22 protein-coding genes and 1 tRNA gene are annotated in these 24601 nt (G+C 62.7%); 11 read left to right on the forward strand and 12 right to left on the reverse strand.

What is annotated here, in order from left to right; all coding sequences use genetic code 11:
* Window positions 1-131 precede the first annotated feature (131 nt).
* The 3 genes from AC1DZU_RS26545 to AC1DZU_RS26555 form a co-directional block, all read right to left on the reverse strand.
* On the reverse strand, window positions 132-1376 hold the full coding sequence (locus tag AC1DZU_RS26545) for a tyrosine-type recombinase/integrase (RefSeq protein WP_051371565.1): 1245 nt from the start codon (window positions 1374-1376) through the stop codon (window positions 132-134).
* A 212-nt stretch (window positions 1377-1588) separates the two neighbouring features.
* Window positions 1589-1664, reverse strand: a tRNA-Phe gene (locus AC1DZU_RS26550).
* A gap of 327 nt (window positions 1665-1991) precedes the next feature.
* Window positions 1992-2885 (reverse strand): helix-turn-helix domain-containing protein, encoded by an 894-nt coding sequence (locus AC1DZU_RS26555; RefSeq protein ID WP_477289630.1) that lies wholly within the window; start codon window positions 2883-2885, stop codon window positions 1992-1994.
* Between the two features lie 85 nt (window positions 2886-2970).
* On the opposite strand from AC1DZU_RS26555, the gene AC1DZU_RS26560 reads away from it, so the two are divergent.
* The 5 genes from AC1DZU_RS26560 (at window position 2971) to AC1DZU_RS26580 (ending at window position 9201) form a co-directional block, all read left to right on the forward strand.
* The gene (locus AC1DZU_RS26560) at window positions 2971-4242 is read left to right on the forward strand and encodes an extracellular solute-binding protein (protein ID WP_095088666.1); all 1272 of its coding nucleotides are present in this window, start codon (window positions 2971-2973) and stop codon (window positions 4240-4242) included.
* A 106-nt stretch (window positions 4243-4348) separates the two neighbouring features.
* A complete protein-coding gene (locus tag AC1DZU_RS26565) occupies window positions 4349-5209 on the forward strand; it encodes a carbohydrate ABC transporter permease (protein ID WP_184872124.1) in 861 nt (286 codons plus the stop codon).
* A complete protein-coding gene (locus AC1DZU_RS26570) occupies window positions 5206-6042 on the forward strand; it encodes a carbohydrate ABC transporter permease (protein WP_477289631.1) in 837 nt (278 codons plus the stop codon). The genes AC1DZU_RS26565 and AC1DZU_RS26570 overlap by 4 nt, the downstream gene beginning before the upstream one ends.
* Before the next feature lie 8 nt (window positions 6043-6050).
* Entirely contained in the window at window positions 6051-7130 is a 1080-nt protein-coding gene (locus tag AC1DZU_RS26575) for an ABC transporter ATP-binding protein (RefSeq protein ID WP_477289632.1), read from the forward strand.
* 43 nt (window positions 7131-7173) lie between these two features.
* Window positions 7174-9201 (forward strand): aldo/keto reductase, encoded by a 2028-nt coding sequence (locus AC1DZU_RS26580; protein ID WP_477289633.1) that lies wholly within the window; start codon window positions 7174-7176, stop codon window positions 9199-9201.
* A gap of 26 nt (window positions 9202-9227) precedes the next feature.
* Here the strand turns inward: AC1DZU_RS26580 and AC1DZU_RS26585 are convergent, their stop codons facing one another.
* Window positions 9228-10133, reverse strand: a complete 906-nt coding sequence (locus tag AC1DZU_RS26585) for an AraC family ligand binding domain-containing protein (RefSeq protein WP_477289634.1) — start codon at window positions 10131-10133, stop codon at window positions 9228-9230.
* Window positions 10134-10344: 211 nt separating this feature from the next.
* Between AC1DZU_RS26585 and melA (AC1DZU_RS26590) the strand changes: the two genes are divergently transcribed.
* The 6 genes from melA (AC1DZU_RS26590) (at window position 10345) to melA (AC1DZU_RS26615) (ending at window position 19239) form a co-directional block, all read left to right on the forward strand.
* A complete protein-coding gene (gene melA / locus AC1DZU_RS26590) occupies window positions 10345-11811 on the forward strand; it encodes an alpha-galactosidase (RefSeq protein ID WP_477289635.1) in 1467 nt (488 codons plus the stop codon).
* A gap of 119 nt (window positions 11812-11930) precedes the next feature.
* Window positions 11931-14012 carry an ABC transporter substrate-binding protein gene (locus AC1DZU_RS26595; protein WP_477289636.1) on the forward strand — a complete coding sequence of 694 codons (2082 nt, stop codon included), beginning with the start codon at window positions 11931-11933 and terminating at the stop codon, window positions 14010-14012.
* Window positions 14013-14023: 11 nt separating this feature from the next.
* Complete coding sequence (locus AC1DZU_RS26600) at window positions 14024-15031, forward strand: ABC transporter permease (protein WP_477289738.1); 1008 nt, start codon at window positions 14024-14026, stop codon at window positions 15029-15031.
* Window positions 15032-16171 carry an ABC transporter permease gene (locus tag AC1DZU_RS26605; protein WP_477289637.1) on the forward strand — a complete coding sequence of 380 codons (1140 nt, stop codon included), beginning with the start codon at window positions 15032-15034 and terminating at the stop codon, window positions 16169-16171.
* 10 nt (window positions 16172-16181) lie between these two features.
* Window positions 16182-17849 (forward strand): ABC transporter ATP-binding protein, encoded by a 1668-nt coding sequence (locus AC1DZU_RS26610; protein WP_095088877.1) that lies wholly within the window; start codon window positions 16182-16184, stop codon window positions 17847-17849.
* Between the two features lie 19 nt (window positions 17850-17868).
* Entirely contained in the window at window positions 17869-19239 is a 1371-nt protein-coding gene (gene melA, locus AC1DZU_RS26615) for an alpha-galactosidase (RefSeq protein WP_477289638.1), read from the forward strand.
* Window positions 19240-19263: 24 nt separating this feature from the next.
* On the opposite strand, the gene yacG is transcribed toward melA (AC1DZU_RS26615), so the two are convergent.
* The 8 genes from yacG to murA form a co-directional block, all read right to left on the reverse strand.
* Entirely contained in the window at window positions 19264-19461 is a 198-nt protein-coding gene (gene yacG / locus AC1DZU_RS26620) for a DNA gyrase inhibitor YacG (RefSeq protein WP_095088647.1), read from the reverse strand.
* Window positions 19458-20087 carry a Maf-like protein gene (locus AC1DZU_RS26625; RefSeq protein ID WP_457151822.1) on the reverse strand — a complete coding sequence of 210 codons (630 nt, stop codon included), beginning with the start codon at window positions 20085-20087 and terminating at the stop codon, window positions 19458-19460. The genes yacG and AC1DZU_RS26625 overlap by 4 nt, the downstream gene beginning before the upstream one ends.
* A 21-nt stretch (window positions 20088-20108) precedes the next feature.
* Entirely contained in the window at window positions 20109-20327 is a 219-nt protein-coding gene (gene infA / locus AC1DZU_RS26630; RefSeq protein ID WP_006200926.1) for a translation initiation factor IF-1, read from the reverse strand.
* An 87-nt stretch (window positions 20328-20414) separates the two neighbouring features.
* Window positions 20415-20879, reverse strand: a complete 465-nt coding sequence (locus AC1DZU_RS26635) for an arsenate-mycothiol transferase ArsC (RefSeq protein ID WP_477289739.1) — start codon at window positions 20877-20879, stop codon at window positions 20415-20417.
* Window positions 20867-21352, reverse strand: coding sequence for a UPF0262 family protein (locus AC1DZU_RS26640; protein ID WP_095088641.1), 486 nt, complete (start codon window positions 21350-21352; stop codon window positions 20867-20869). The genes AC1DZU_RS26635 and AC1DZU_RS26640 overlap by 13 nt, the downstream gene beginning before the upstream one ends.
* A 6-nt stretch (window positions 21353-21358) precedes the next feature.
* A complete protein-coding gene (hisD, locus tag AC1DZU_RS26645; protein WP_477289639.1) occupies window positions 21359-22651 on the reverse strand; it encodes a histidinol dehydrogenase in 1293 nt (430 codons plus the stop codon).
* Window positions 22652-22658: 7 nt separating this feature from the next.
* Window positions 22659-23093 (reverse strand): DUF2948 family protein, encoded by a 435-nt coding sequence (locus tag AC1DZU_RS26650; protein ID WP_477289640.1) that lies wholly within the window; start codon window positions 23091-23093, stop codon window positions 22659-22661.
* A gap of 194 nt (window positions 23094-23287) precedes the next feature.
* Complete coding sequence (gene murA / locus AC1DZU_RS26655) at window positions 23288-24580, reverse strand: UDP-N-acetylglucosamine 1-carboxyvinyltransferase (protein ID WP_184872108.1); 1293 nt, start codon at window positions 24578-24580, stop codon at window positions 23288-23290.
* Window positions 24581-24601: the final 21 nt, after the last annotated feature.

A 24601-nucleotide genomic window follows, 5' to 3' on the forward strand; every position in this document is an offset into this window, starting at 1 on the left:
TTAATGTGGAAAACGATGACCATCCGGTTCTGTCACATTGGTCGCCCACTTTCGGTTTTTCGATGGGGTTCAGTGTGATTTTCGGAGGTTGGAGATTTGTCTCGGCGTTTGGTCGACCGTCGATGTTGGATTCAACGTAGATCTCGCGACGGCGTATGGACGGTGGATTTGCCGTGTCCCCCAATCGAGATTACCCCCGCGTCTTTGCTCTCGAGTTCATCCAGATAATCGGCCCACCATTGCATCATCTTGATGCGCTCTTCCCAGTGCTCCGCCCGGGCGTAGGCCCGACGAACGTCGTTGCTCTCAATGTGGGCCAGCTGCCGTTCTATGGCGTCCGGATGCCACTTTCCACATTCGTTTAGCAGAGTTGATGCCGTTGCTCGAAAACCATGCGCGGTAGCTTCTTCTTTGCCGTAGCCCATACGGCGCAAGGCAGCGTTAAGCGTGTTGTCAGAAATCGGACGCGAACGCGACCGAACACTGGGAAACACCAGTGCTCCACCATCAGAGATTTCTCTAAGTGAGGTCAGGACGCTGACGGCCTGTCTGGAAAGAGGTACGCGGTGCGGCCGTCGCATCTTCATGCGTCCTTCAGGGATGCTCCACACTGCGCTTTCGAAATCGAACTCGTCCCATTCGGCCGCGCGCAGCTCGCCGGGGCGGGGAAACAGCAGGGCCATCAGCTTCAGAGCGGCTCGGGTGGTAGGCTGTCCGTCAAATGCATTAATCGCCCTCAGCAAGCCTCCCAAGGCCTTAGGATCGGTAACTGCGGCACGCGGGGTGACCGTCGGACCGACCAGTGCGCCCCTCAGGGCGATCGTCGGATCTACATCGGCGCGTGCGGTTGCGATTGCATATCGAAACACGCTGCCGATGGTGGAGCGCAGTCGCCTTGCCGACTCGTATCGACCGCGAACCTCCACGCTGCGGAGAGCGACAAGAATTGTGGCCGGATCGATCTCCCGAACGCTTTTGTTCCCAAACGTTGGATAGGCAAAGTCGAGCAACCATTTGACCTTGGTGATGGTCCGGTCGGCACGTCCCTCCTTCTTCAGCTTGTCGACATAGTCCTCCGCGATTGAGCGAAAGGTGTCCTCCGCCGAAGCCTTTTGCGACTTACGCTCCTGTGCGGGGTCGATGCCACGTAGGAGGAGACGTTTGGCGGCATCGCGCGCCTCGCGTGCCTCAGCGAGGGAGATGAGGGGATAGCTGCCCAACGCCAGAAGCTTCTGTTTGCCGCCAAAACGATAGGCGAGGCGCCATAGGCGAGATCCGGTAGGCTGCACCCAAAGCTGGAGCCCGCCACCGTCAGACAATTTTACGAGCTTAGAAATGGGTCGGGCATTTCGGCATTTTACGTCGGAAAGGGCCATTTTCGGGACCTCCATTTGGCTGCAGCGATACCATCAGCATCTCCAATACCACCGAAAATACCAGCCCCCCGCCTCGTTGGACCAACTGCGCCGAAATTCCACAAAACCCGACCATCCGCGCTTTGCGCGCCGAAATCAGTAAGGATTTCAGCTAGTTGCCGAGACAGAAGCGTAGAGGCTTCGGCGAAAGAGACTGTCGGGAGAAGAGGGGATGGTGCCCAGAGGCGGATTCGAACCACCGACACGCGGATTTTCAGTCCGCTGCTCTACCAACTGAGCTATCTGGGCCTGTTCCGGCAAACGAAATCTCGTGCACCGGATCTCATGAAGCGCCATGGGCGCCCCTTGAAAGCGCGTGGGTTATAGCACGGGAATCCGGCCTGTCCAGCGCCCAGATGGCGATTTCAGACAGGAAATGAGACGCCGTGCAATGGCCCGGTTCCGGTGCCGTGGCGATGGCCGGAACGGGGTGCAGCGCGGTCCTATTTCGGTCGGCGGCGCCCTTGTCCGCGTTTGCCGTCACGGGGCGCGACGCCGTGGCTCGTCTTTTAGCCGACGATCAAGATGCGCCAATGCATTCGCGGCGCCGGGCAAGCACCGCCTGGTCGCCGGGCTCTATCTGGCGCCGGACACCCCTCTGCGAAAATCGGAGGGTGACATGCCGGCCAGCTTGCGGAACGATTTGTTGAAGGCGCTGAGCGAGCCGAAGCCCGAATCCATGGCGACGCGCAGCACATTGGCGTCCTGGTGCATCAACAGCGCCTGCGCGTAGCTCAGCCGCAAAAGGTTGACATACTCGTTGAGCGTCATGCCGGTCGATTTCTTGAACAGGCTCATGGCGTATTTCGGGTGGATGTCGGCTGACGCCGCGATGTTCACGCAATCGATGTCGTAGAGGAAGTTCTCGGCGATGAAATCGCACATGCGCCCGACATTGCGCGATGACTGCTGGTCGAAGGCGTTGCCGGTTTCCTGGCCGATCGGGGTTGCGGAAACGAGCCGGTAGGGCTCGAACCGAACACGCTCCAGCCGCAGCAGCAATTCGTTGACGGCGTGTTCCGCCTTGGCCTGGTCGCCGGACCGGGCGTAGCGGTTCCAGCGCTCGAAATTATGGTTGTCGGAGGGGTCGGTGGCACTCGTCACCAGTGTGGCACCCGTCATCAGCCGGTGCCGGATGTCCGTGGGCAGGTGCAGCCGGAAAAAATGCACCAGCGGCAGATGCGCTCCGGCATAGACGGCGTCGTCGGACAAATCGTCCATCTGGTGCGGCAGGCCACCCCAGAACAGGCACATCTCGCCGGCAGACAGCGAAATCTCGTGGTCGTTCATGCGGTAATGCACGCTGCCGCGCACGATGAAATTCACCTCGACCTGGGCGTGCCAATGCGGCTTGAGCATCACCAGAGGACTGGTGTGAAACATTTGCAGCAGCAGCGGCAGGCCTTCCACGCTGCTGGCTCCAGGCTGGTAAAACGGTCGTTCCGGCATCTTACTTTCCGCCAATTTCATATTCCCTTTGACGGCGACAGCCCCTGCCCACTGCATAGTCTAGCCACGCTCACAGTGAGAGAGCAAATGGAATGGGAGGATTTCAATGCGCATCACAATGACCTGCGCCGCGCTCGCGCTCGCCCTGGGCTCTGCCCCGGCCTTTGCGCAATCCGGCGAAATCACGATCTGGAGCTGGAATGTCGCGGCTTCATCGCTGAAGGCGACCGTCGCCGGCTTCAACAAGCAATTTCCCGACGTCAAGGTGACGGTCCAGGATCTCGGCAACCAGCCGACCTACGACAAGTCGATCGCCGGCTGCGCCGCCGGCGGCGTCGGCCTGCCTGATATCGTCACCATCGAGAACGGCGAGGCCGAGAATTACTGGAGCCAGTTCCCCGACTGCTTCGTCGACCTGCATACGCTGGGCTATACCGCCGAGGACCAGAAGAAATTTCCCGACTTCAAGCGCACCGAGCTCGAAGTCGGCGACAAGGCCTATGCGATGCCGTGGGATTCGGGTCCGGTGGCGGCCTTTTACCGCCGCGACTTCTACGAAAAGGCCGGCGTCGATCCGGCATCGATCAAGACCTGGGACGATTTCATCGCCGCCGGCAAGAAGATCCAGGCCGCCAACCCGGGCGTCTCGATGACCAATGCGGATTTCAACGGCGACAGCGAATTCTTCCGCATGATCTCCAACGAGCAGGGCTGCGCCTATTTCGCCGAGGACGGCCAGTCGATCACGATCAACCAGCCCAAATGCGTAGATGCCATGACCAAGGTCAAGGAGATGAAGGACGCCGGCATCGTCTCTTCCGCCGACTGGAGCACCAAGATCACCAACAACACCGCCGGCACCGTCGCCACCCAAGTCTATGGCGGCTGGTATGAAGGCACCATTCGCACCGAATCGGCCGGTGAAAACGGCAAATGGGGCGTCTACCTGATGCCAAGCCTCACCGCCGACGGCCCGCGCGCCGCCAATCTCGGCGGCTCCTCGCTGGCCATCACCTCGGCGTCCAAGAACAAGGAGGCCGCCTACGCCTATCTGAAATACACGCTCGGAACCAATGAAGGCCAGATCACCATGCTGAAGGACTTCGGCCTGGTGCCCTCGCTGGTGTCGGCGCTCAATGACCCCTATGTCGCGCAAGGCCTGCCCTACTGGGGCGGCCAGGCGGTGTGGAAGGACATCCTCGGCACCTTGCCCAAGGTCGTCCCGAGCCGCGGCACGCAATTCCAGAGCGACGCCGAAATCATCGTCCGCGCCGTGCAGACCAAATATCTGGCCGGCGGCTACCCCGACGCCAAGGCAGCACTCGACGATGCCGCAAGCCAGATCGCCGCGGCGACCGGATTGCCCGTCAAATCTTGATCTGGACCGAGACGGTCCCGGGCGGCATTGATGCTGTCCGGGGCCGAACGCGCCACGTGTCTCGGCACGGGCGCGCCACCCCCTTGAACGCGGAAAGGAGGCTACAATGCGCTATCAGAATGCCACGGCGTATCGCTTCCTCGCGCCGTATCTGCTGATCTTTGCAATCTTCTGGGTGTGGCCGATCATCGATTCCTTCATGATCTCCTTCCAGGCGACACGCACCGTGCCATGGCGGTTCGCGCCCACCTTCAACTGGGGCCGGTTGATCGGCGACCCCGCCTTCTTCAACGCCCTGAAGAACACGCTGCTCATCCTCGTCATTCAGGTGCCGGTGATGATCACGCTGGCGCTGGTGATGGCGGTGCTGTTGAACTCGCCGCTGCTCAAGGCGCGCGGCCTGTATCGCTTTGCTTTCTTCGCCCCGGTCGTGGTCGGCGAAGTTGCCTACTCGGCGGTCTTCCGGCTGATGTTCAACCTCAATTTCGGCATCATCAACAAGCTCTTGAACAGCGTCGGCCTGCCCAGCGTCGACTGGTTTTCCAACGTCACGCCGGCGATGGCGCTTATCATGATCGCGGTCACCTGGCGCTGGGCCGGCTACAACGCCATCATCCTGCTCGCCGGCATGCAGTCCATCCCCGAAGATGTCTACGAGGCGGCGACGCTTGACCGGGTCAGCAAGCTCAAGCAGTTCTTCTTCATCACTCTGCCGCTCCTGAAGCCGGTCATCGTGTTCTGCCTTGTGCTGTCGATCATCGGCACCATGCAGCTGTTCACCGAACCCTTCCTGATCACAGAGCGCGGCGGGCCCGGCGGCGGCACCGAGACGCTTGGCCTGTTGCTCTACCGTCAGGGCTTTCGATCGCTCAATTTCGGCTACGCGTCGGCCGTCGCATACACCATGGCCGGGCTGGCGATCGCGATCACGCTGGTGCAACTGTGGCTGACGAGGGAACCGAAATGAGTTCACTCTCCTCCGCAAGGCTCGGGCGCAGCATCGCGCTGCATCTGTTCCTGACGCCGCTGGCGCTGATCTGGCTGTTTCCGCTGTGGATGATGGTGGTGTTCTCGACCATGCCGGACAACGGCATCTTCAGCCCCGGCATCGAGCTTTTGCCGCATGGCAACTTCATGGACAATTTCAACAATCTGCAGCGTGACACCGACTTCGTCGGCGCCATCGGCATTTCGGTCTCCGTGGCGGTGACCTACACCTTCCTGTCGGTGCTGCTGACGTCGATGGCCGGCTGGGCGCTGGCCCGCTACCGGTTCGTCGGCAAGGGCCTGGTTGTCGCCATCATCCTCGGCACCATCACGCTGCCCTATGCGGTGGTGCTGATCCCGCAATTCATCATGGTGGCGCGCGATTTCAAGCTCGCCAACACCTGGGTGGCGCTGATCGTGCCGCCGCTGTTCAATTCGCTCGGCGTGCTGTTCATGCGGCAGAGCTTCTCGATGATGCCGGACGATCTTTTCGATGCGGCGCGCGTCGAGGGGGTGAAGGAATGGCGCATCTTCCTGTTCGTCGCGCTGCCGCTGGCGCGGCCGATGCTGGCGGCGCTCGCCATCATCCTGTTCCTCGCTTCCTGGAACAACTATTTGTGGCCGCTCCTGATCAACAGCCAGCCCGGTTCGATGACGGCGCCGGTGGCGCTCGGCACGCTGATCGGCCTCACCAAGGTGTCGTGGGGCGGCATCATGGCGGGCGCGGTGATGCTGACGGTGCCGATGCTTGTCGTCTTCGTGCTGCTGCAGCGCCATTTCATCGCCGGCATCGCCGCCGGCGCGATCAAGTAAGGGACAGCATGGCGACAGTCACGCTCAACAATGTCATCAAGCGCTTCGGCGTCTTCGAGGTTGTCCATGGCGCCAACATCGATGTCAAGGACGGCGAGTTCGTCGTCTTCGTCGGCCCCTCCGGCTGTGGAAAATCGACGCTGCTCAGGATGATCGCCGGGCTCGAGGACATCAGCGGCGGCGAGATCGCCATCGGCGGCAAGCTCGTCAACGATGTCGAGCCGGCCGACCGCGGCATCGCCATGGTCTTCCAGTCCTACGCGCTCTATCCGCACATGAGTGTCGAACAGAATCTGAGTTTCGGGCTCAGGATGACCGGCAATCCGAAGGCCGACACCGACCGGCGCGTCAAGCGAGCCGCCGAAATCCTGCGCATAAACGAGCTGATGAAGCGACGTCCCAAGCAATTGTCGGGCGGCCAGCGCCAGCGCGTTGCCATCGGCCGTGCCATCGTGCGCGAACCGCATGTGTTCCTGTTCGACGAGCCGCTTTCCAATCTCGACGCCGAATTGCGCGTCCAGATGCGGGTCGAGATATCGCGGCTGCACAAGGAACTCGGCACCACCATGATCTACGTCACGCACGACCAGACCGAGGCGATGACACTCGCCGACAGGATCGTCGTGATGCGCGCCGGCCATATCGAGCAGATCGGCCGCCCGCTCGATCTTTATGACAATCCCGACAATCAGTTCGTGGCGGGCTTTGTCGGCTCGCCGAAGATGAACTTCATCAACGGCCGCATTGTCGGTCGCGATGCACATGGTGTCGTGGTCGAACTGGCGGGTCAGGAGAAGACCCGTATCACGCAACCGCTGACGGGTGCTGCACCCGAAGCAGGGAGCAAGGTCATGGTCGGTGTGCGTCCCGAACATTTCGGCAGCGCCGGGGAGGGCGACACCGACCTTATGGTACGCATCGACGTGGTCGAGCACCTGGGCGGCACAAGTTTTCTCTATGCCAGAACGACGAACGGTGAAGACGTGGTGATCCAGCGCGACGCGGCAAAGGTTCCCGATACGTCCGAGGTCACTGTTTCCATCCGTAAATCCTACCTGTTCGATGAAAAAGGGCTGCGGCTGCGCTGACGGTTTCCAGCCTTCAAGGACCCAGCCTTCAAGGAGAATGACAATGACTTCAACAACGCCCATTCGCTGGGGCATTCTCGGCCCGGGCAGCATCGCCCAGGCCTTTGCCGGTGGCGCGGCCGCTTCGCGCACCGGCAAGCTCGTTGCCATCGGCGCGCGCAATCCCGCCAAGCCAGGTCTCGCCGAGAGTTTCCCCGGCGCCCGCATCCTCGACGGCTACGATGCCTTGCTCGCCGATCCCGACATCGACGCCATCTACATTTCGATACCGCATCCCGGCCACGCGCAATGGGCGATCAGGGCGGCGGAAGCCGGCAAACACGTGCTGTGCGAAAAGCCGCTGGCGCTGACCGCATTCGAAGCCGACGCCATGATCCATGCGGCGCGCAAGGCCGGCACCTTTCTCGGCGAAGCCTTCATGTACCGGCTGCATCCGCAGACGCTGAAGCTGGTGGAACTGATCAGATCGGGCGTCATCGGCGATATCAGGATGATCAAGTCGAGTTTCGGCTTTGCCATGCCGGGCTTCATGCCGGAGCACCGGCTCTATGCCAACGATCTTGCCGGCGGCGGCATTCTGGATGTCGGCGGCTATCCAGTCTCGATGGTGCGGCTGATTGCCGGGGCGGCGGCGGGCCTCCCCTTCGCCGAGCCGGACAAGGTGGTTGGTACGGCCCACCTTGGCCAGTCCGGCGTCGACGAATGGGCCTCGGCGCTGCTGCATTTCCCGGGCGGCATCATCGCCGAAGTTTCCTGCAGCATCTCGCTCAACCAGGACAATGTGCTCAAAATCTTCGGCACCAGGGGCCGCATCGAGGTGCCGGACTTCTGGTTCGCCGGCGGCAACCGCGACGTCGGGCTCGGACGGATCGACGTGATCGGATCCGATGGCGCGCGCGAGACCATCAGCGTCGACGAAAAGCGCCATGTCTATTCCTTCGAGGTCGACGCCGCCGGTGAGGCCATCCTCGCCGGCGCCCAAGAATTCGCCTGGCCGGGCATGGACTGGGCCGACAGCCTCGGCACCTTGCGCGTCCTCGACAGATGGCGGGCGGCGGCGGGCCTGGAATACGGGATCGAGAAGGCCCCGCAGCGCACCAACACCATCTCCGGCCGGCCCTTGCGCTCCAGCGGAACGGCGATCTCCAAGCGCACCATTCCGGGCCTGTCGAAGCCGGCGTCGGTGGTGGCGCTCGGCTTCGAGGATTTCCGCACCTTTTCTTCCGGGTCGATCCTGCTCGATGCCTTTTTCGAGGCCGGCGGCAATCTCTTCGACACCGGCTATGTCTACGGCGGCGGTTACACCGAGGCGCTGCTTGGCGAGTGGTTGAAAAACCGTGGCGTGCGCGCGCAATCGGTGGTCATCGCCAAGGGCGCGCATTCGCCGCTCTGCTATCCCGATGTGATCGGCAAGCAGCTTGACCAGTCACTCGACCGGCTGCAAACCGACCATGTCGATGTCTATTTCATGCATCGCGACAATCCCGATGTGCCGGTCGGCGAATTCGTCGATGCGATGGATCGCGAGGTGAAAGCAGGCCGCATCCGCGGCCCGTTCGGCGGCTCGAACTGGACGATGGAACGCATGGACGAGGCTATTGCCTATGCCGAGCGGACCGGCAAACAGAAGCCTGGCGCGCTTTCCAACAATTTTTCGCTGGCCGAAATGCTGGAGCCGATCTGGGCCGGCTGCGTGGCGTCCTCGACCGATGCGTGGAAGACGTGGCTGGCCGCCCGGCAGATGCCGAATTTCGCTTGGTCGAGCCAGGGGCGCGGCTTCTTCACCGATCGCGCCGGGCGCGACAGGCACGACAATGAGGAACTGGTGCGCGTCTGGTACTCGGAACGGAATTTCGGCCGCCGCGACCGAGCGATCGAACTTGCCGCGCGGCTGGGCAAGAGCCCGATCCATATTGCGCTGGCCTATGTGCTCAATCAGCCCTTCCCATCCATTCCGCTGATCGGGCCCCGCACGCTGTGCGAATTGGACGACAGCCTGCGCGCACTCGACGTCACGCTTTCGCCGGCCGATCTCGAATGGCTGGATGGCGGCAGCCGGCACGCCGCCTGATGCATGTTGAGAACCCCAGGGCGGTGTCAGGTCTCGTCCGAGAGCCTGGCGCCGTGTCTGGCCGGGGTTCTCATGCTGGCATACATGCCGGTGGTGCGGAATTGGCTGGGCGTGATGCCGTAGCAGCGGCGGAAGACCTTCGAAAAATAATTCGCGTCCTCGAAACCGCACAGGATGGCGACTTCCTTCACCGGCAGGAAGTCCACCTTGGTCAGCAGCTTCGCCGCGCGTTGCAGGCGCTGCTGCAGCACGAACTCGGCGGGCGGCAGGCCTTCGCTCTCGGCGAAACAGCGCGAGAAATGGGCCCGGCTGAGGCCACTGATCTGGACCAGGTCGGCCACCGGTAGCGGCCTGTCGAGATTGGCGCTGATGTGATCGATGACCGGCTGCATGGCACTCTGTTTTTCGGCAAAGGCATGTGAGCCGAAGACATCGTCATAGAGCGCCATCGCGGCTTCGTAGGCGACGGCGGAAGCGGCACCCGGCGAAGCGGCTCCCTTGATGAGACGCAGGCTGCAATCGGCGAGATGGTCCACCGTCGCTGGCTGCAGCCGAAACACCGGACCCGAGGTACCGAGGATGGATTTGTGGATGCGCAGCGCCTCCTCGCCATTCATCGAAATCCAGAAATATTCCCAACGCTCATCCTTGGCCAGCCAGTAACGGTGGTTGTGCGGCACCAGCACCAGCAATGTGTCGTTCTTTTGCAGGCGATAATTACGGTTCTCATAGCGCAGCCGGCCGGTCCCGCTAATCGTGTGCTGGAGCACGGTGAACGGTGTCTGGCCGCGCCTGCGCCCATCCCAGTCGTAGATTTCGTCCTCGCGCACTTCATAGCCCGTGCTCGTCGGCATGGCGTGCAGGCGCTGGCGACCGCGCGGCAGCGAGATCGTCCGCATCGACTGTCCGTTGGCTATCAGATCCTGCAGCACAAAATTACCCTTGAAAGCATAATCCTTCTCTGGTCGCGCTCGCGAATAAGCGCATACTCCCCCTCGAAAAGCGAGAGAGATCCGCAGTCGAGGAGCGGACAGGGAGGTTGGCAGGCTGGTTTCCGGCTTGTCCTGTGCGCATGCCACCGCATGTGGCGAAACCTTCCTTGTCGTTCCTTGCCTGCCATTCGAACGAAATGAGGTCCGGCTGATGAGTTTCAAAATCGCTATCATTGGTGCCGGCAGCGTTGGATTCACCAAGAAGCTGTTCACCGACATCCTGTGCGTGTCCGAATTCAAGGACATCGAATTCGCGCTGACCGACGTCAGTGCGCACAATCTTGAGATGATCAAGGCGATCCTCGACCGGATTGTCGAGGCAAACAAATTGCCGACCAAGGTGACGGCGACTACCGACCGCCGCAAGGCGCTCGAAGGCGCGCGCTACGTCATCAGCTGCGTGCGGGTCGGGGGCCTCGAAGCCTATGCCGACGATATCAGGATTCCCCTGAAATACGGCATCGATCAATGCGTCGGCGACACGATCTGCGCCGGCGGCATTCTCTATGGCCAGCGCAACATTCCGGTGATCCTGGATTTCTGCAAGGACATACGCGAGGTCGCCGAGACGAACGCCAAATTCCTGAATTACGCCAACCCGATGGCGATGAACACCTGGGCTGCGATCGAGTACGGTAAGGTCGACACCGTCGGGCTCTGCCACGGTGTTCAGCACGGCGCCGAGCAGATCGCCGAGGTGCTGGGCGCGAAGTCCAGGCAGGAGCTCGACTATGTCTGTTCCGGCATCAACCACCAGACCTGGTTCATCGATTTGCGCCTGAACGGCCGCGAGATCGGCAAAGACGAACTGGTCGCCGCCTTCGAGGCGCACCCGGTCTATTCCAGGCAGGAGAAGCTGCGCATCGATGTCTTGAAGCGCTTCGGTGTCTATTCGACCGAAAGCAACGGCCATCTCTCCGAATATCTGCCTTGGTACCGCAAACGGCCTGACGAGATCACGCGCTGGATCGACATGTCCGACTGGATCCATGGCGAAACGGGCGGCTATCTCCGCCACTCGACCGAAACCCGCAACTGGTTCGAAACGGAATATCCGCAGTTCCTCGAAGCGGCGTCACAGCCGATCGATTCCAAGAAGCGCTCCAACGAGCATGCGAGCCACATCCTGGAGGCGCTGGAGACCAATCGCGTTTATCGCGGCCACTTCAACGTCAAGAACAATGGCGTGATCACCAATCTGCCGCAGGACGCCATCATCGAGTCGCCCGGTTTCGTCGACCGCTTCGGCATCAACATGGCCGCCGGCATCACCTTGCCGGAAGCCTGTGCGGCCACCTGCATCGCCTCGATCAACGTCCAGCGCATGTCGGTCCATGCCGCTATCGCCGGCGACATCGATCTGCTCAAGCTCGCCGTATTGCATGACCCGCTGGTTGGCGCGGTTTCAACCCCGGAGGAGGTCTGGCAGATGGTCGACGAAATGGTCGTCGCCCAGGCAGCCTGGCTGCCGCAATATGCCCATGCGGTTCCGGCCGCCCGGGCGCGGCTGTCGACATCCGGGGTCAAGACCCGCGAATGGGCGGGCGCGGCGCGGCGCAGTGTGCGCTCGATAGAGGAATTGCGCGCCGAAAAAGCCGCGGTGAAACAGGCCGGCTGAATTTTCATGCGGTGATGGTGGATCTACGGGAGGCGGATCCACTGCCACGAAGCCGTTTGGATTCGAGGAGAAGCGGAGCAGGTACAAAAGCTCCGGAACAAACAAGAGGGAGAGAGACAGTGAGGAATTTACGCAATATCGGTCTTGCTGCCGGACTGGCGCTGAGCGTCTCGGTCTCGGCACTCAATGCATACGCTTCCGAGCCGACGGTTCCGCCGGCGCCGACACCGTTCCCCGCCGAGGGCAAGATCAAATATGTGGCGCGCGACTCCATTCTGGAGTTCAAGGCGCTGCCGCAATATCACGAGCCCGACTGGGTCACCGAAAAATACGTCAAGACCGGCAAGCTGCCGCCGGTGAAGGACAGGCTGCCGAAGGAGCCGCTGGTCTTCAAGACGGCCAACATGCCTGACGGCGTCGGCGTCTATGGCGATACGATGCGCCATGTCATCGGCGGCCGGCCGGAAGGCTGGAACTATGGTGCCGGCCAGACGCAAGGCTGGGGCGGCATCGATATTGGCCTCTCCGAATGCCTGACGCGCACGGCGCCACTATTCCAGGTCGAAGCCAAGGACACCGAGCCGCTGCCGAACCTTGCCAAAAGCTGGGACTGGTCGAAGGACGGCCACAAGCTGACCATGCATCTGATCGAGGGCGCCAAATGGTCTGATGGCGTGGCCTTCAACGCCGACGACGTCATGTTCTATTGGGATGACGAGGTGGTCGACCCGAACGTCTCGCCGCTCAATGGCGCGACGCCGGAAACCTTCGGCGTCGGCACGACGTTGAAGAAGATCGACGACTACACTGTCGAGTGGACCTTCAAGGACGCCTTCCCGAAACAGTACCTCTACGCCATGGCCTACGGCACCTTCTGTCCCGGCCCCGCGCACATATTGAAGCCGCAGCATCCGAAATATTCGAAGAACACCTACGACCAGTTCAAGAACGCCTTCCCGCCGGAATTCATGAACATGCCGGTGATGGGCGCGTGGGTGCCGGTCGAATACCGGCCGGACGACATCATCGTCATGCGCCGCAACCCCTACTACTGGAAGGTCGACGAAAAGGGCAACCAGCTGCCCTATCTCAACGAACTGCAGTACAAGCTGTCGACCTGGGCCGACCGCGACGTCCAGGCGGTCGCCGGCTCGGGCGACTTCTCCAACCTCGAGCAGCCGGAAAACTTTGTCGCCTCGCTGAAGCGCGCCGCTGAAGCCAACGCGCCGGCACGGCTCGCCTTTGGTCCACGCCTCATCGGCTACAATCTGCGCCTGAACTATTCCGCCAATGGCTGGGGCAACCCGGACGAGCGAAGCCAGGCAGTCCGTGAGCTGAACCGCAATGAGGACTTCCGCAAGGCTGTCACCATGGCACTCGACCGCAAGGCGCTGGGCGACTCGCTGGTCAAGGGGCCGTTCACCGCCATCTATCCCGGCGGCTTCTCCTCGGGCACAAGCTTCTATGACCGCAAGTCCACCGTCTACTATCCATTCGACCTCGCGGGCGCCAAGGCCGAGCTCGCCAAGGCCGGCCTCAAGGATACCGACGGCGACGGTTTCGTGAACTTCCCGGCGGGCACTGCCGGCGGTAAGAACGTCGAGATCGTGATGCTGGTCAACAACGACTACGGCACCGACAAAAGCCTTGCCGAAGGTGTCGTCGCGCAAATGGAAAAGCTGGGCTTGAGGGTCGTGCTGAACGGCCTCAACGGTACCCAGCGCGACGCCTCGCAGTATTCCGGCCGTTTCGACTGGTTGATCCGGCGCAACGACCAAGAACTGACCTCGGTTGTGCAGAACACAGAACAGCTTGCGCCTGTCGGCCCGAAAACCAGCTGGAATCACCGTGCGCCGGAAAGCGGCGAGGTCGACCTGATGCCTTTCGAAAAAGACCTCGTCGACATCGTCAACAAGTTCGTCGCGTCAGAGGACAACGACAAGCGCGCCAGCCTGATGAAAGAGTTCCAGAAGATCTCGACCGAACACGTCTACAATATCGGCCTGACGGAATATCCCGGCGCGCTGATCGTCAACAAGCGCTTCTCGAACATTCCGCAGGGCACGCCGATCTTCATGTTCAACTGGGCCGAGGATTCGATCGTCCGAGAACGCGTCTTCGTCGCGGCCGACAAGCAGGCGAAATACGAATTGTTCCCGCAGGAGCTCCCGGGCAAGCCCGGAGACAAGGGTCCGATGTAAGTTTACCTCCCCTGACCAAGAGAGACCCGGCCGCGCCGCTGGCGCGGCCACCGGTCCTCGCAATCTTGAGCCTCGTCACCTTCGCCATCATCCAGGCGCCACCTGGTGACTATGCCGACTACATCCGTTCGCAGCTGATCAACCAGGGCGGCGCGTCCTTCGCCGAGGCCGATGCGCAGGCCCAGGCCTACCGCGTCGAACACGGCCTCGATAAGCCGCTGCCCGTCCAGTATCTCAACTGGATCGGCGGAATCATTACTCGCGGCGATTTCGGCTACAGCCTCTACTACAACAAGCCGGTGGCCGATGTTGTCGGCGAGCGCCTGCCGAGAACGCTGCTCCTTGCGCTGGTCTGCCATCTGCTCGCCTCGGTGCTGGGCATCACGTTCGGCATATGGGCGGCGACAAGGCAATACACGTGGATCGACTCGACGCTCTCCGCCATCGCCTTCCTCGGCATGACCGTGCCGCGCTTCCTGATGGCGCTGATCATCGTCTATCTCCTCGTCTTCCAGTTCAACCTGTCGGAGATCGGCTCATTCTTCTCGCCGCAATATGGCGGCGCGCCATGGTCTTGGGCGAAGTTCGTCGACCTGGTCAAGCATGTCTGGCCGGTGGTGGCGATCGCCACTTTCGGCGGCCTCGCCTACAATATGCGCGTCATGCGCGGCAATCTGCTGGATACGCTTAACGCGCAATATGTCGAGACGGCGAGAGCCAAGGGCCTGACCGGTAGCGCCGTCGTCATGCGGCACGCCGTGCCCAATGCGCTGCATCCACTCGTCATGTATCAGGGTGTGGTGTTGCCCTACATGCTCACCGGCGAGATCGAGACGGCGATCATCTTCGCGCTGCCGACCGTCGGCCCGGCGATCGTCGGTTCGATGGCGGTCGGTGATGTCTATGTCACTGCCACCTTCATGATGGTGCTGTCGGCGACACTGATCGTCGGCAACATCATCGCCGACATGCTGCTCGTCCTGCTCGACCCGCGCATCCGCCAATACGGAGAGAGCTAGATGCTGGCCCGCGATCCATCACCTCCACCGCTGCCGGCGGAAGGACCCATCGTCGCCAAACCGGCGCGCGGCAATGAGAGCTATCTCGCGCTCGTCTGGCGTCGGTTGAAGCGTTCCTGGACCGGCATGGCCGGGCTTGGGCTCGTCGTTCTGTTGCTGGTGATGGCCGTATTCGCCGAATTCCTGGCGCCGATGGACCCGAAGGCGACCGATGTCGGCTTCGCTCCGCCGCAACTGCCCTCCTTCCACGACAAGGACGGCAATTTTGTCGCGCGGCCACGGGTCTATGCGCTGGCCGATTCGGCCGACCTCGATCCGGTCACCTTCCAGCCCGTCGTCGGCCCCGACTACGACCATCCGAGACTGCTTGGCTTCTTTGTCGAAGGCGCGCCCTACAAGCTCTTCGGGCTGGTCCCGGCGGACCGGCATTTCTTCGCCTCGATGGACGGCCAGCCGGTGCATTTCCTCGGTACCGACAAGTTCGGCCGCGATATCCTGTCGCGCGCCATACATGGTTCGCGCGTCTCGCTGATGATCGCGCTGACGGTCGTCTTCATCATAACCGTCATCGGCACCACCGTCGGCATGGTTTCCGGCTATTTCGGCGGCCGGTTCGATATCTGGATGCAGCGCTTCGTCGAACTGGTGCTCGCCTTCCCGCAGCTGCCGCTCTATCTTGCGCTGACGACGCTGATCCCCGTCACCGCGCCGACCAATGTCTTCCTCGGCTTTGTCATCGTCGTCATGTCGGCGCTGGGCTGGGCGCAGATGTCGCGCGAGGTGCGCGGCAAGACGTTGGCGCTGGCGCGCATCGAGTATGTGCGCGCCGCAATGGCGGTCGGCGCCACCGACCGGCGCATCATCCTGCAGCACATCTTGCCCAATGTGATGAGCCACGTGATTGTCGCCGTCACCTTGGCGATCCCGACGGTGGTGCTGCTCGAATGCTTCCTCGGGTTCCTCGGCTTCGCGGTCAAGCCTCCGCTGATCTCGTGGGGCCTGATGCTGCAGGACACCGCGACCTATTCCGTCATCGGCACCTATCCCTGGATCCTGTCGCCGGTCGGTTTCGTGCTCGCCACCGTTTTTGCCTTCAACGCGCTGGGCGACGGCCTGCGCGATGCCGTCGATCCGTATTGAGGTGGCTGGGATGACCGTCGCACTCGCCGAATCCTTCGCCCCTACCGTCCGTCATGACCATGACGGGCGCCAGGACCAGCCCATCATCGACGCCCGCAACATCGAGGTCGCCTTCAAGGTCGAGCACGGCGTTGTCGAAGCGGTCAAGGACATCTCGTTCCAGCTCTATCGCGGCGAGACGATCGCCATCGTCGGCGAATCCGGTTCCGGCAAGTCGGTGACGGCGCGCGCCGTCATGGGGCTGCTGTCGCGCCGGGCCACCGTGTCGCCGAAATCGAGCATCTGTTACGACGGCCAGGACATCCTGAAATTCCCCGAGAGCGAGCGGCGCAAGCTGCGCGGCAACCGCATCTCGATGATCTTCCAGGAGCCGATGAGCTCGCTCAACCCGATCTATACGGTCGGCAGCCAGATCGTCGAGGCGATCCGGGTGCACCGCAAGGTGAGCCGCAGGCAGGCCTGGGCACGGGCGCTCGAACTCTTGCGGCACGTCCAGATCCCCGAGCCGGAGGCGCGGCTCAAACAGTATCCGCACCAGCTTTCGGGCGGTCAGCGGCAGCGCGTAATGATCGCCATGGCGCTGGCCAACGATCCTGACGTGTTGATTGCCGATGAGCCGACCACCGCGCTCGACGTCACCGTCCAGGCGCAAATCCTGAACCTGATCCGCAATCTGCAAAAAGAACTGCGGATGGCGGTGATCCTGATCACCCACGATCTTACCGTGGTGCGCAAATTCTCCGACTATGTCTACGTCATGCAGCATGGCGCGATGTGCGAGCACAACGTCACCGAACGGCTGTTTGCGGACCCACAGCATCCCTACACGCAGCGGCTGCTCGCCGCGGAGCCGCGCGGGCGTCCGCAACCGCTTCCCGAGGGCAGCGGCGCCATCCTCGAAGCGAATGATGTGCGCGTCTGCTTCATGCTGCGTCACGGCAGTTTCCTGAGGCCGGACTGGCGCGAGCTGGTCGCCGTCGACGATCTCGGCCTCAAGCTTTGCCGCCATGAGACGCTGGGCCTGGTCGGCGAATCCGGTTCCGGCAAGACCACATTCGGCCAGGCGCTGCTGAGATTGATCGACACCAAGCGCGGCGAAATCCGTTTCGACGGCCAACCGATCCAGGGCCTGTCACGCAACGAGATGCGGCCACTGCGCGCGCGCATGCAGATCGTTTTCCAGGATCCTTTCTCTTCGCTCAATCCGCGCATGACGATCGGCCAGATCATCGAGGAAGGGCTGGTCGTCAACAGCATAGGCGCGACGCGGGCCGAGCGGGTCGACCGGGTGCGCGAGGCGCTGGTCAGTGCCGGCATGCCGGGCGATATCCTGTCGCGTTTCCCGCACGAATTCTCGGGCGGTCAGCGCCAGCGCGTCGCGATCGCCCGCGCCATCGCGCTCGAGCCCGAATTCATCCTGCTCGACGAGCCGACATCGGCGCTGGACCTCTCCGTCCAGGCGCAGATCATCGACCTCCTGCGCAAGCTGCAGGACGAGCGTGGCTTGAGCTACCTGTTCATCTCGCACGACCTCAAGGTGGTGCGCGCGCTGTGCCACCGCGTCATCGTCATGCAGCACGGCAAGATCGTCGAACAGGGCCCCGTCGACGAGGTCCTCACCAATCCCAAGACCGCCTACACCGAACGGCTCGTCAGGGCCGCCTTCGATGTGGCTTGAACATATGCCGGAGGTTAGCGTGGCAAGAAATCCCAAGATCACATTCATCGGCGCCGGCTCGACGGTGTTCATGAAGAACATTGTCGGCGACGTGCTGCAGCGGCCGTCGCTTTCGGGCGCGACGATCGCGCTGATGGACATCAATCCGCAGCGGCTTGAAGAGAGCGCCATTGTCGTCAACAAGCTGATCGCGACGCTCGGCGTCAAGGCGAAGGCCGAGACGCATTCCGACCAGCGCAAGGCGCTGGCGGGCGCCGACTTCGTCGTCGTCGCCTTCCAGATCGGCGGCTATGAGCCCTGCACGGTCACCGACTTCGAGGTGCCGAAGAAATACGGCCTGCGCCAGACGATCGCCGACACGCTTGGTGTCGGCGGCATCATGCGCGGTCTGAGGACCGTGCCGCATCTGTGGAAGATCTGCGAGGACATGCTCGCCGTCTGCCCGCAGGCAATCATGCTGCAATACGTCAACCCGATGGCGATCAACACCTGGGCGATATCAGAGAAATACCCCGAGATCAGGCAGGTCGGGCTCTGTCATTCGGTGCAGGGCACTGCAATGGAGCTGGCGCATGATCTCGACCTTCCCTACGAAGAGATCCGCTATCGCTCGGCCGGCATCAACCACATGGCCTTTTACCTGAAATTCGAGCATCGCCAGCCGGACGGTTCCTATCGCGACCTCTATCCTGATCTCGTGCGCGCCTATCGCGAAGGCCGCGCGCCCAAGCCCGGCTGGAACCCGCGCTGCCCCAACAAGGTGCGCTACGAGATGCTGACGCGGCTGGGCTATTTCGTCACCGAAAGCTCGGAGCATTTCGCCGAATACACGCCCTATTTCATCAAGGAAGGCCGCCCCGATTTGATCGAGAAATACGGCATTCCGCTCGACGAATATCCCAAACGCTGCATCGAGCAGATCGAGCGCTGGAAAGACCAGGCGCAGGCCTACCGCTCGGCCCAACGCATCGAGGTCGAGGAGTCGAAGGAGTATGCCTCGTCGATCATGAATTCGGTGTGGACGGGCGAACCCTCGGTGATCTACGGCAATGTCCGCAACAATGGCTGCATCACTTCGCTGCCCCGCGATTGCGCCGCCGAAGTGCCGTGCCTGGTCGACGCCTCCGGCATCCAGCCGACTTACATCGGCGACCTGCCGCCGCAATTGACGGCGCTGATCCGCACCAACATCAACGTGCAGGAACTGACCGTGCGGGCGCTGATGAGCGAGAACCGCGAGCACATCTACCATGCGGCGATGATGGATCCGCACACATCAGCCGAACTCGATCTCGACCAGATCTGGTCACTGGTCGACGATCTCCTCGCCACTCACGGCGACTGGCTGCCGGCCTGGGCAAGTGTGGGGCGCAAGACCGAGGCGGCTTGATGAGCCGCTCCCGGCAGTCTGGCCTCACTTAGGCTCGTCGGCGTCCGTTTCTTCCTCGTCGTCGCGGGCGGAGATGACATAGGCGCCCTTCAGCCAGCGGTTGAGGTCGATGTCCTTGCATCGCGTCGAGCAGAACGGATAGGTCTCGCGCGCCGAGGGCTTGCCGCATTCGGGGCAGGGGCGCTTCGGCCGCAGCGGCGTGACCTTGTCGTCCAGGCTCACAGTCGGGCTCCCACCTGCCAGCCGCGATGCACCTTGAAGCCTTCGCCGGAAAGCAGCGCCACGGTCTCATAGAGCGGCAGGCCGACGATGTTGGTGTAGGAGCCGACCAGCTTGACGACGAAGGCGCCAGCGAGACCCTGGACGGCATAGCCGCCCGCCTTGCCGCGCCATTCACCGGAGGCCACGTAGGCGTCGATTTCCTCGCGCGGCAGCCGCTTGAAGCGCACCCGCGTCTCGACCAGTCGCTGGCGCAATTTGCCGCCCGGCGTGATCAGGCAGATGCCGGAATAGACCCGGTGCGAACGGCCCGACAGCAGCCCGAGGCAATTGGCGGCGTCGTCGAGGGTTTCAGCCTTGGGCAGGATGCGCCGCCCGACGGCGACCACCGTATCGGCGGCCAGCACGAAGCCAGGCGCATAGTCGGCCTCGGCCGTCAGCGAGGCGAACGCCTTCTCGGCCTTTTCCTTCGACAGCCGCTTGGCCAGAGAGCGCGGATGCTCGGCGCGCAGCGGCGTCTCGTCGACATCGGCCGGCAGCACGCGGTCCGGCTCGATGCCGGCCTGCTGCAAGAGCTCGATCCGGCGCGGCGAACCCGAGGCAAGCACCAGCTTCTGCAAAATGCTCATCGCGGACCAGTCGGGCTTTGCTTACTTGAAACGATAGGTGATGCGGCCCTTGGTCAGGTCGTATGGCGTCATCTCGACCAGAACCTTGTCGCCGGTCAGCACGCGGATGCGGTTCTTGCGCATGCGGCCGGCTGTATGGGCGATGATCTCGTGTTCGTTTTCGAGTTTCACCCTGAACATCGCGTTGGGCAACAATTCCGTTACGACACCCGGAAACTCGAGGACTTCTTCCTTCGGCATTCGATACCTTTGCTTGGATGGTAGTTCCAGCGCCCTGGCCGGAATTTCGGCGGAACCTATATGATAAACGCCCGCTTGTGAACACGCTTAATCCGTCTCGGTTTTTGCTTCTGGAAGCAAAAAACGCCGACCTATGCGCGCTTTCAGCCGCTCGCGCACGTCGCGATAGCTGGCCATGATCTGTTCGCGCGTGCCGGCGGCGTCGGTCGGGTCCGGCGTCGGCCAGTATTCGACCTCGACCGCGAGCGAGCGGGTGAGTTCGAGCGCCGCGTGGTGTGCTTCCGGCGCCAGCGTGACGATGAGGTCGAAATAGTCGTCCTCGAGATCGTGCATCGTCCTTGGGTGACGCTCGCCCAGCGACAGCCCTTCCTCGGCCAGCACCGCATCGACGAACGGATCGCGCTCGCCGGCGCGAACGCCGGCCGAGGCGACGAAGACAGTGGCCGGCAGCGCCCGCCGCGCCAGCTGTTCGGCCATTGGCGAGCGCACGGCGTTCATGCCGCACAGGAACAGGATCGAGCGGGGCAGGGCAGCCAGGGCTAGCCCCGCCAGTGCAGCACGCAGACCAGCGTGAACAGCCGGCGCGCCGTATCGAAATCGATGTCGATCTTGCCGGCCAGCCGGTCCATCAGTGTTTGCGAACCCTCATTGTGCAGGCCGCGGCGGCCCATGTCGATCGCCTCGATGTGGCTCGGCGTCGAGGAGCGGATGGCGTCGTAGTAGCTTTCGCAGATCATGTAGTAGTCCTTGACGATGCGCCTGAGCGGCGTCAGCGACAGGATATGGGTGACGACGGCATCCCCGTCCTCGCGCGCCACGGCAAAAACCAGGCGCTGCTCGGCCAGTGACAGTTTCAGCCGGTAGGGCCCTGGGCCGCTGTCATTGACGGGTTGAAAACTGTTCTCCTCGATCAGGTCGAAGATCGCCACCGCACGCTCATGCTCGACATCGGGCGTCGAACGGCCGATCGATTCATCGAGTTCGACATCGATCAGCCTGGCGCGGGTTTGATCGGAGTCCGACATGGCGGCCTACATGTTCAGCCGTATGGCGACGGAGCGGCCGTGCGCATCGAGGCCTTCCGCCTTGGCGAGCGCAATCGCGGCCGGCGCCAAAGTCCGCAGCTGTTCCGGTCCAAGCTTCAGGATTGAGGTGCGCTTGACGAAGTCGAGCACGGACAGGCCCGACGAGAACCGCGCCGAGCGTGCCGTCGGCAGCACGTGGTTGGAGCCGCCGACATAGTCGCCGATGGCTTCCGGCGTGTGGCGGCCGAGAAACACGGCACCGGCATTACGCATCCGCGCCAGAAACCCTTCAGCATCGTCGATGGCAAGTTCGACATGTTCGGCGGCGATGCGGTCGACCAGCGGCAGCGCGGCGTCAATCGTGGCGACCTCGACCACCGCGCCGAAATCGCGCCAGCTCGCTGCTGCCGTCTCGGCTCGCGGCAGGCTCTGCAACTGGCGTTCCACGGCCTGTTCGACGGCACGACCGAAAGCCGGATCGTCGGTGACCAGGATCGACTGCGCCGACGCATCGTGCTCGGCCTGGGCCAGCAGGTCGGCGGCGATCCAGTCCGGATCGTTGCTGCCGTCGGCCACGACGAGCACTTCCGAGGGCCCGGCGATCATGTCGATGCCGACGGTGCCGAACACCTGGCGCTTGGCCGCAGCGACATAGGCATTGCCGGGTCCGACGATCTTGGCCACCGGCTTGATCGTTTCGGTTCCGTAGGCAAGGGCGGCGATCGCCTGCGCGCCGCCGATGCGATAAATCTCCGACACGCCAGCGATATCGGCCGCCACCAGCACCAGCGGATTGATGATGCCGCCTGGCGCCGGCACGACCATGACGATGCGCTCGACGCCGGCCACCCCAGCCGGTATGGCGTTCATCAGCACCGAGCTTGGATAGCTCGCCGTGCCGCCCGGTACATAGAGCCCGACTGCCTCGATCGCCGTCCAGCGCCAGCCGAGCTCGACGCCGGCGGCGTCCGTATAGCGATCATCCCTGGGCCGCTGCCGCTCATGATGCGAGCGGATACGGTCGCGCGCGAATTCCAGCGCCTCGATCGTCTTAGGGTCGGCGGCCTTGTAGGCCCGGGCGATGTCGTCCTTGGATACGGCAATGCCGAGGCTTCCGAGGTCGGCATGGTCGAATTTCCTGGTGTAGTCGATCAGCGCTGCGTCGCCCTCGGCGCGAACGCGCGCAATGATGTCGCGCACCGCGGCATCGACATCGGCCGACACTTCTCGCTTGGTCAAAAGGAAGGCGGCGAAACGCTGCTCGAAATCGGCATCGGACTGACGAAGCGTGATGGCCATCGGACGCTCAAGCCTTGTGGACGGGACGCGAGGTGGCTTCCCACGCGCCGCCGATGTCGGCAAGGCGGGCCTCGATGCATTCGACATCGAGCATGATGGTGCCGCCGCCAGAAAAGATCAGCTCGACGATACCGGCCGGCTTGCTGATCTCGATAAAACTGACGGCCAGCAGCGACAGGATCTCGGCCGGCTTGTCGCGGGCAATGCCGTTGGTCTTGGCGCCGAGCACGCGGTCGAAATGCAGCACGGCCTGCCGCCGCTCATTGTGCTGGCGAAACAGGCCGGATTTGGCCTCCCAGACAAAGCGGTTCATGGTCAGCACGAAACGCTTTGCCGAAGGCAGAAACTCGAGGTCCGAGACCTTCATCACGGCATCCTGGACATGGGCCGAAACGATGCTCAGATCCTGGTCGTCGAGTGCGATAAGCTTAAGGGCGGTCATGCGGATTTCGCACCTGAAGGTTGATTGTTCAGCCTTCTGTTAGAGCATGATCCCGAAAAGTGGAAACCGGTTTTCGCAAAAGATCATGCTCAGACAGGAATCTGGAGCCTCATCTCGACCTTAATCGAGATGAAACAGGCTCCAGGCGGGTCTTTCCCGTCCGCGCAACCGCGCTGCGAGGCCTGGCGATTGGCCTACGCCGAAATCCGCTCGATCACCGCGCCGCAATTGGAAAGCTTTTCCTCCAGCCGCTCGAAGCCGCGGTCGAGATGGTAGACGCGGTTGACCGTGGTCTCGCCTTCGGCTGCCAGGCCGGCGATGACCAGCGACACGGAGGCGCGAAGATCGGTCGCCATGACCGGCGCTCCCTTCAGCTTAGGCACGCCGTCGACGATCGCCGTCTGGCCCGAAAGCGTGATGTGGGCGCCGAGCCGGGCCAGCTCCTGCACATGCATGAAGCGGTTTTCGAAGATCGTCTCGGTGATGCGCGACTTGCCCTTGGCCATGGTCATAAGGCCCATGAACTGCGCCTGCAGATCGGTCGGGAAGGCCGGGAATGGCGCCGTCGTCACATCGACCGGCGAAATGCCGGCTCCGTTGCGCCTGACGCGGATGCCGGAATTGGTCGGTGTGATCTCGGCGCCGGTCTGGGCGATCACGTCGAGCGCGGTCTGCAGCAGCTCGGGGCGTGCGCCTTCGAGCACGACGTCGCCGCCGGTCATGGCGACAGCCATGGCATAGGTGCCGGTCTCGATACGGTCGGGGATGACGCGCACGCGGGCGCCCGACAGCGATTCGACGCCATCGATGGTGATGGTTGGCGTGCCGGCGCCGGAAATCTTCGCGCCCATGGCATTGAGGCACTCGGCGAGGTTGACGATCTCGGGCTCGCAGGCGGCGTTTTCAAGCACCGTCTCGCCCTTGGCCAGCGACGCCGCCATCATCAGGACATGGGTGGCGCCGACCGAGACCTTCGGGAAGACGTAGCGGTTGCCGACAAGTCGGCCATTCCGGGTCTTGGCGATGACATAGCCGGTGTCGACGTCGATATCGGCGCCCAGCACCTGCAGGCCTTCGAGGAAAAGATCGACCGGGCGCGTGCCGATGGCGCAACCGCCCGGCAGCGACACCTTGGCCTCGCCCATGCGAGCCAGCAGCGGGCCGATCACCCAGAACGACGCCCGCATCTTCGACACGAGCTCGTAAGGGGCCGTAGTGTCGACGATGTTGCGGGCCGAGAAATTGATGGTACGCGAATAGCCCTCGTTCTGCTTTTCGCGGCGGCCGTTGACCGAATAGTCGACGCCGTGATTGCCGAGGATGCGGATCAGCTGCTCGACATCGGCCAGATGTGGCACGTTTTCCAGCGTCAGCGTGTCGTCGGTCAGGAGCGAGGCGATCATCAAGGGAAGTGCGGCGTTTTTGGCGCCCGAGATCGGAATGCTTCCGGCAAGCTTGTTGCCGCCGACAATTCTGATGCGATCCATGGAAGAACGTCCCTCTCGGCC

It is taken from the genome of Mesorhizobium sp. P2_A12 (genome assembly GCF_056405075.1).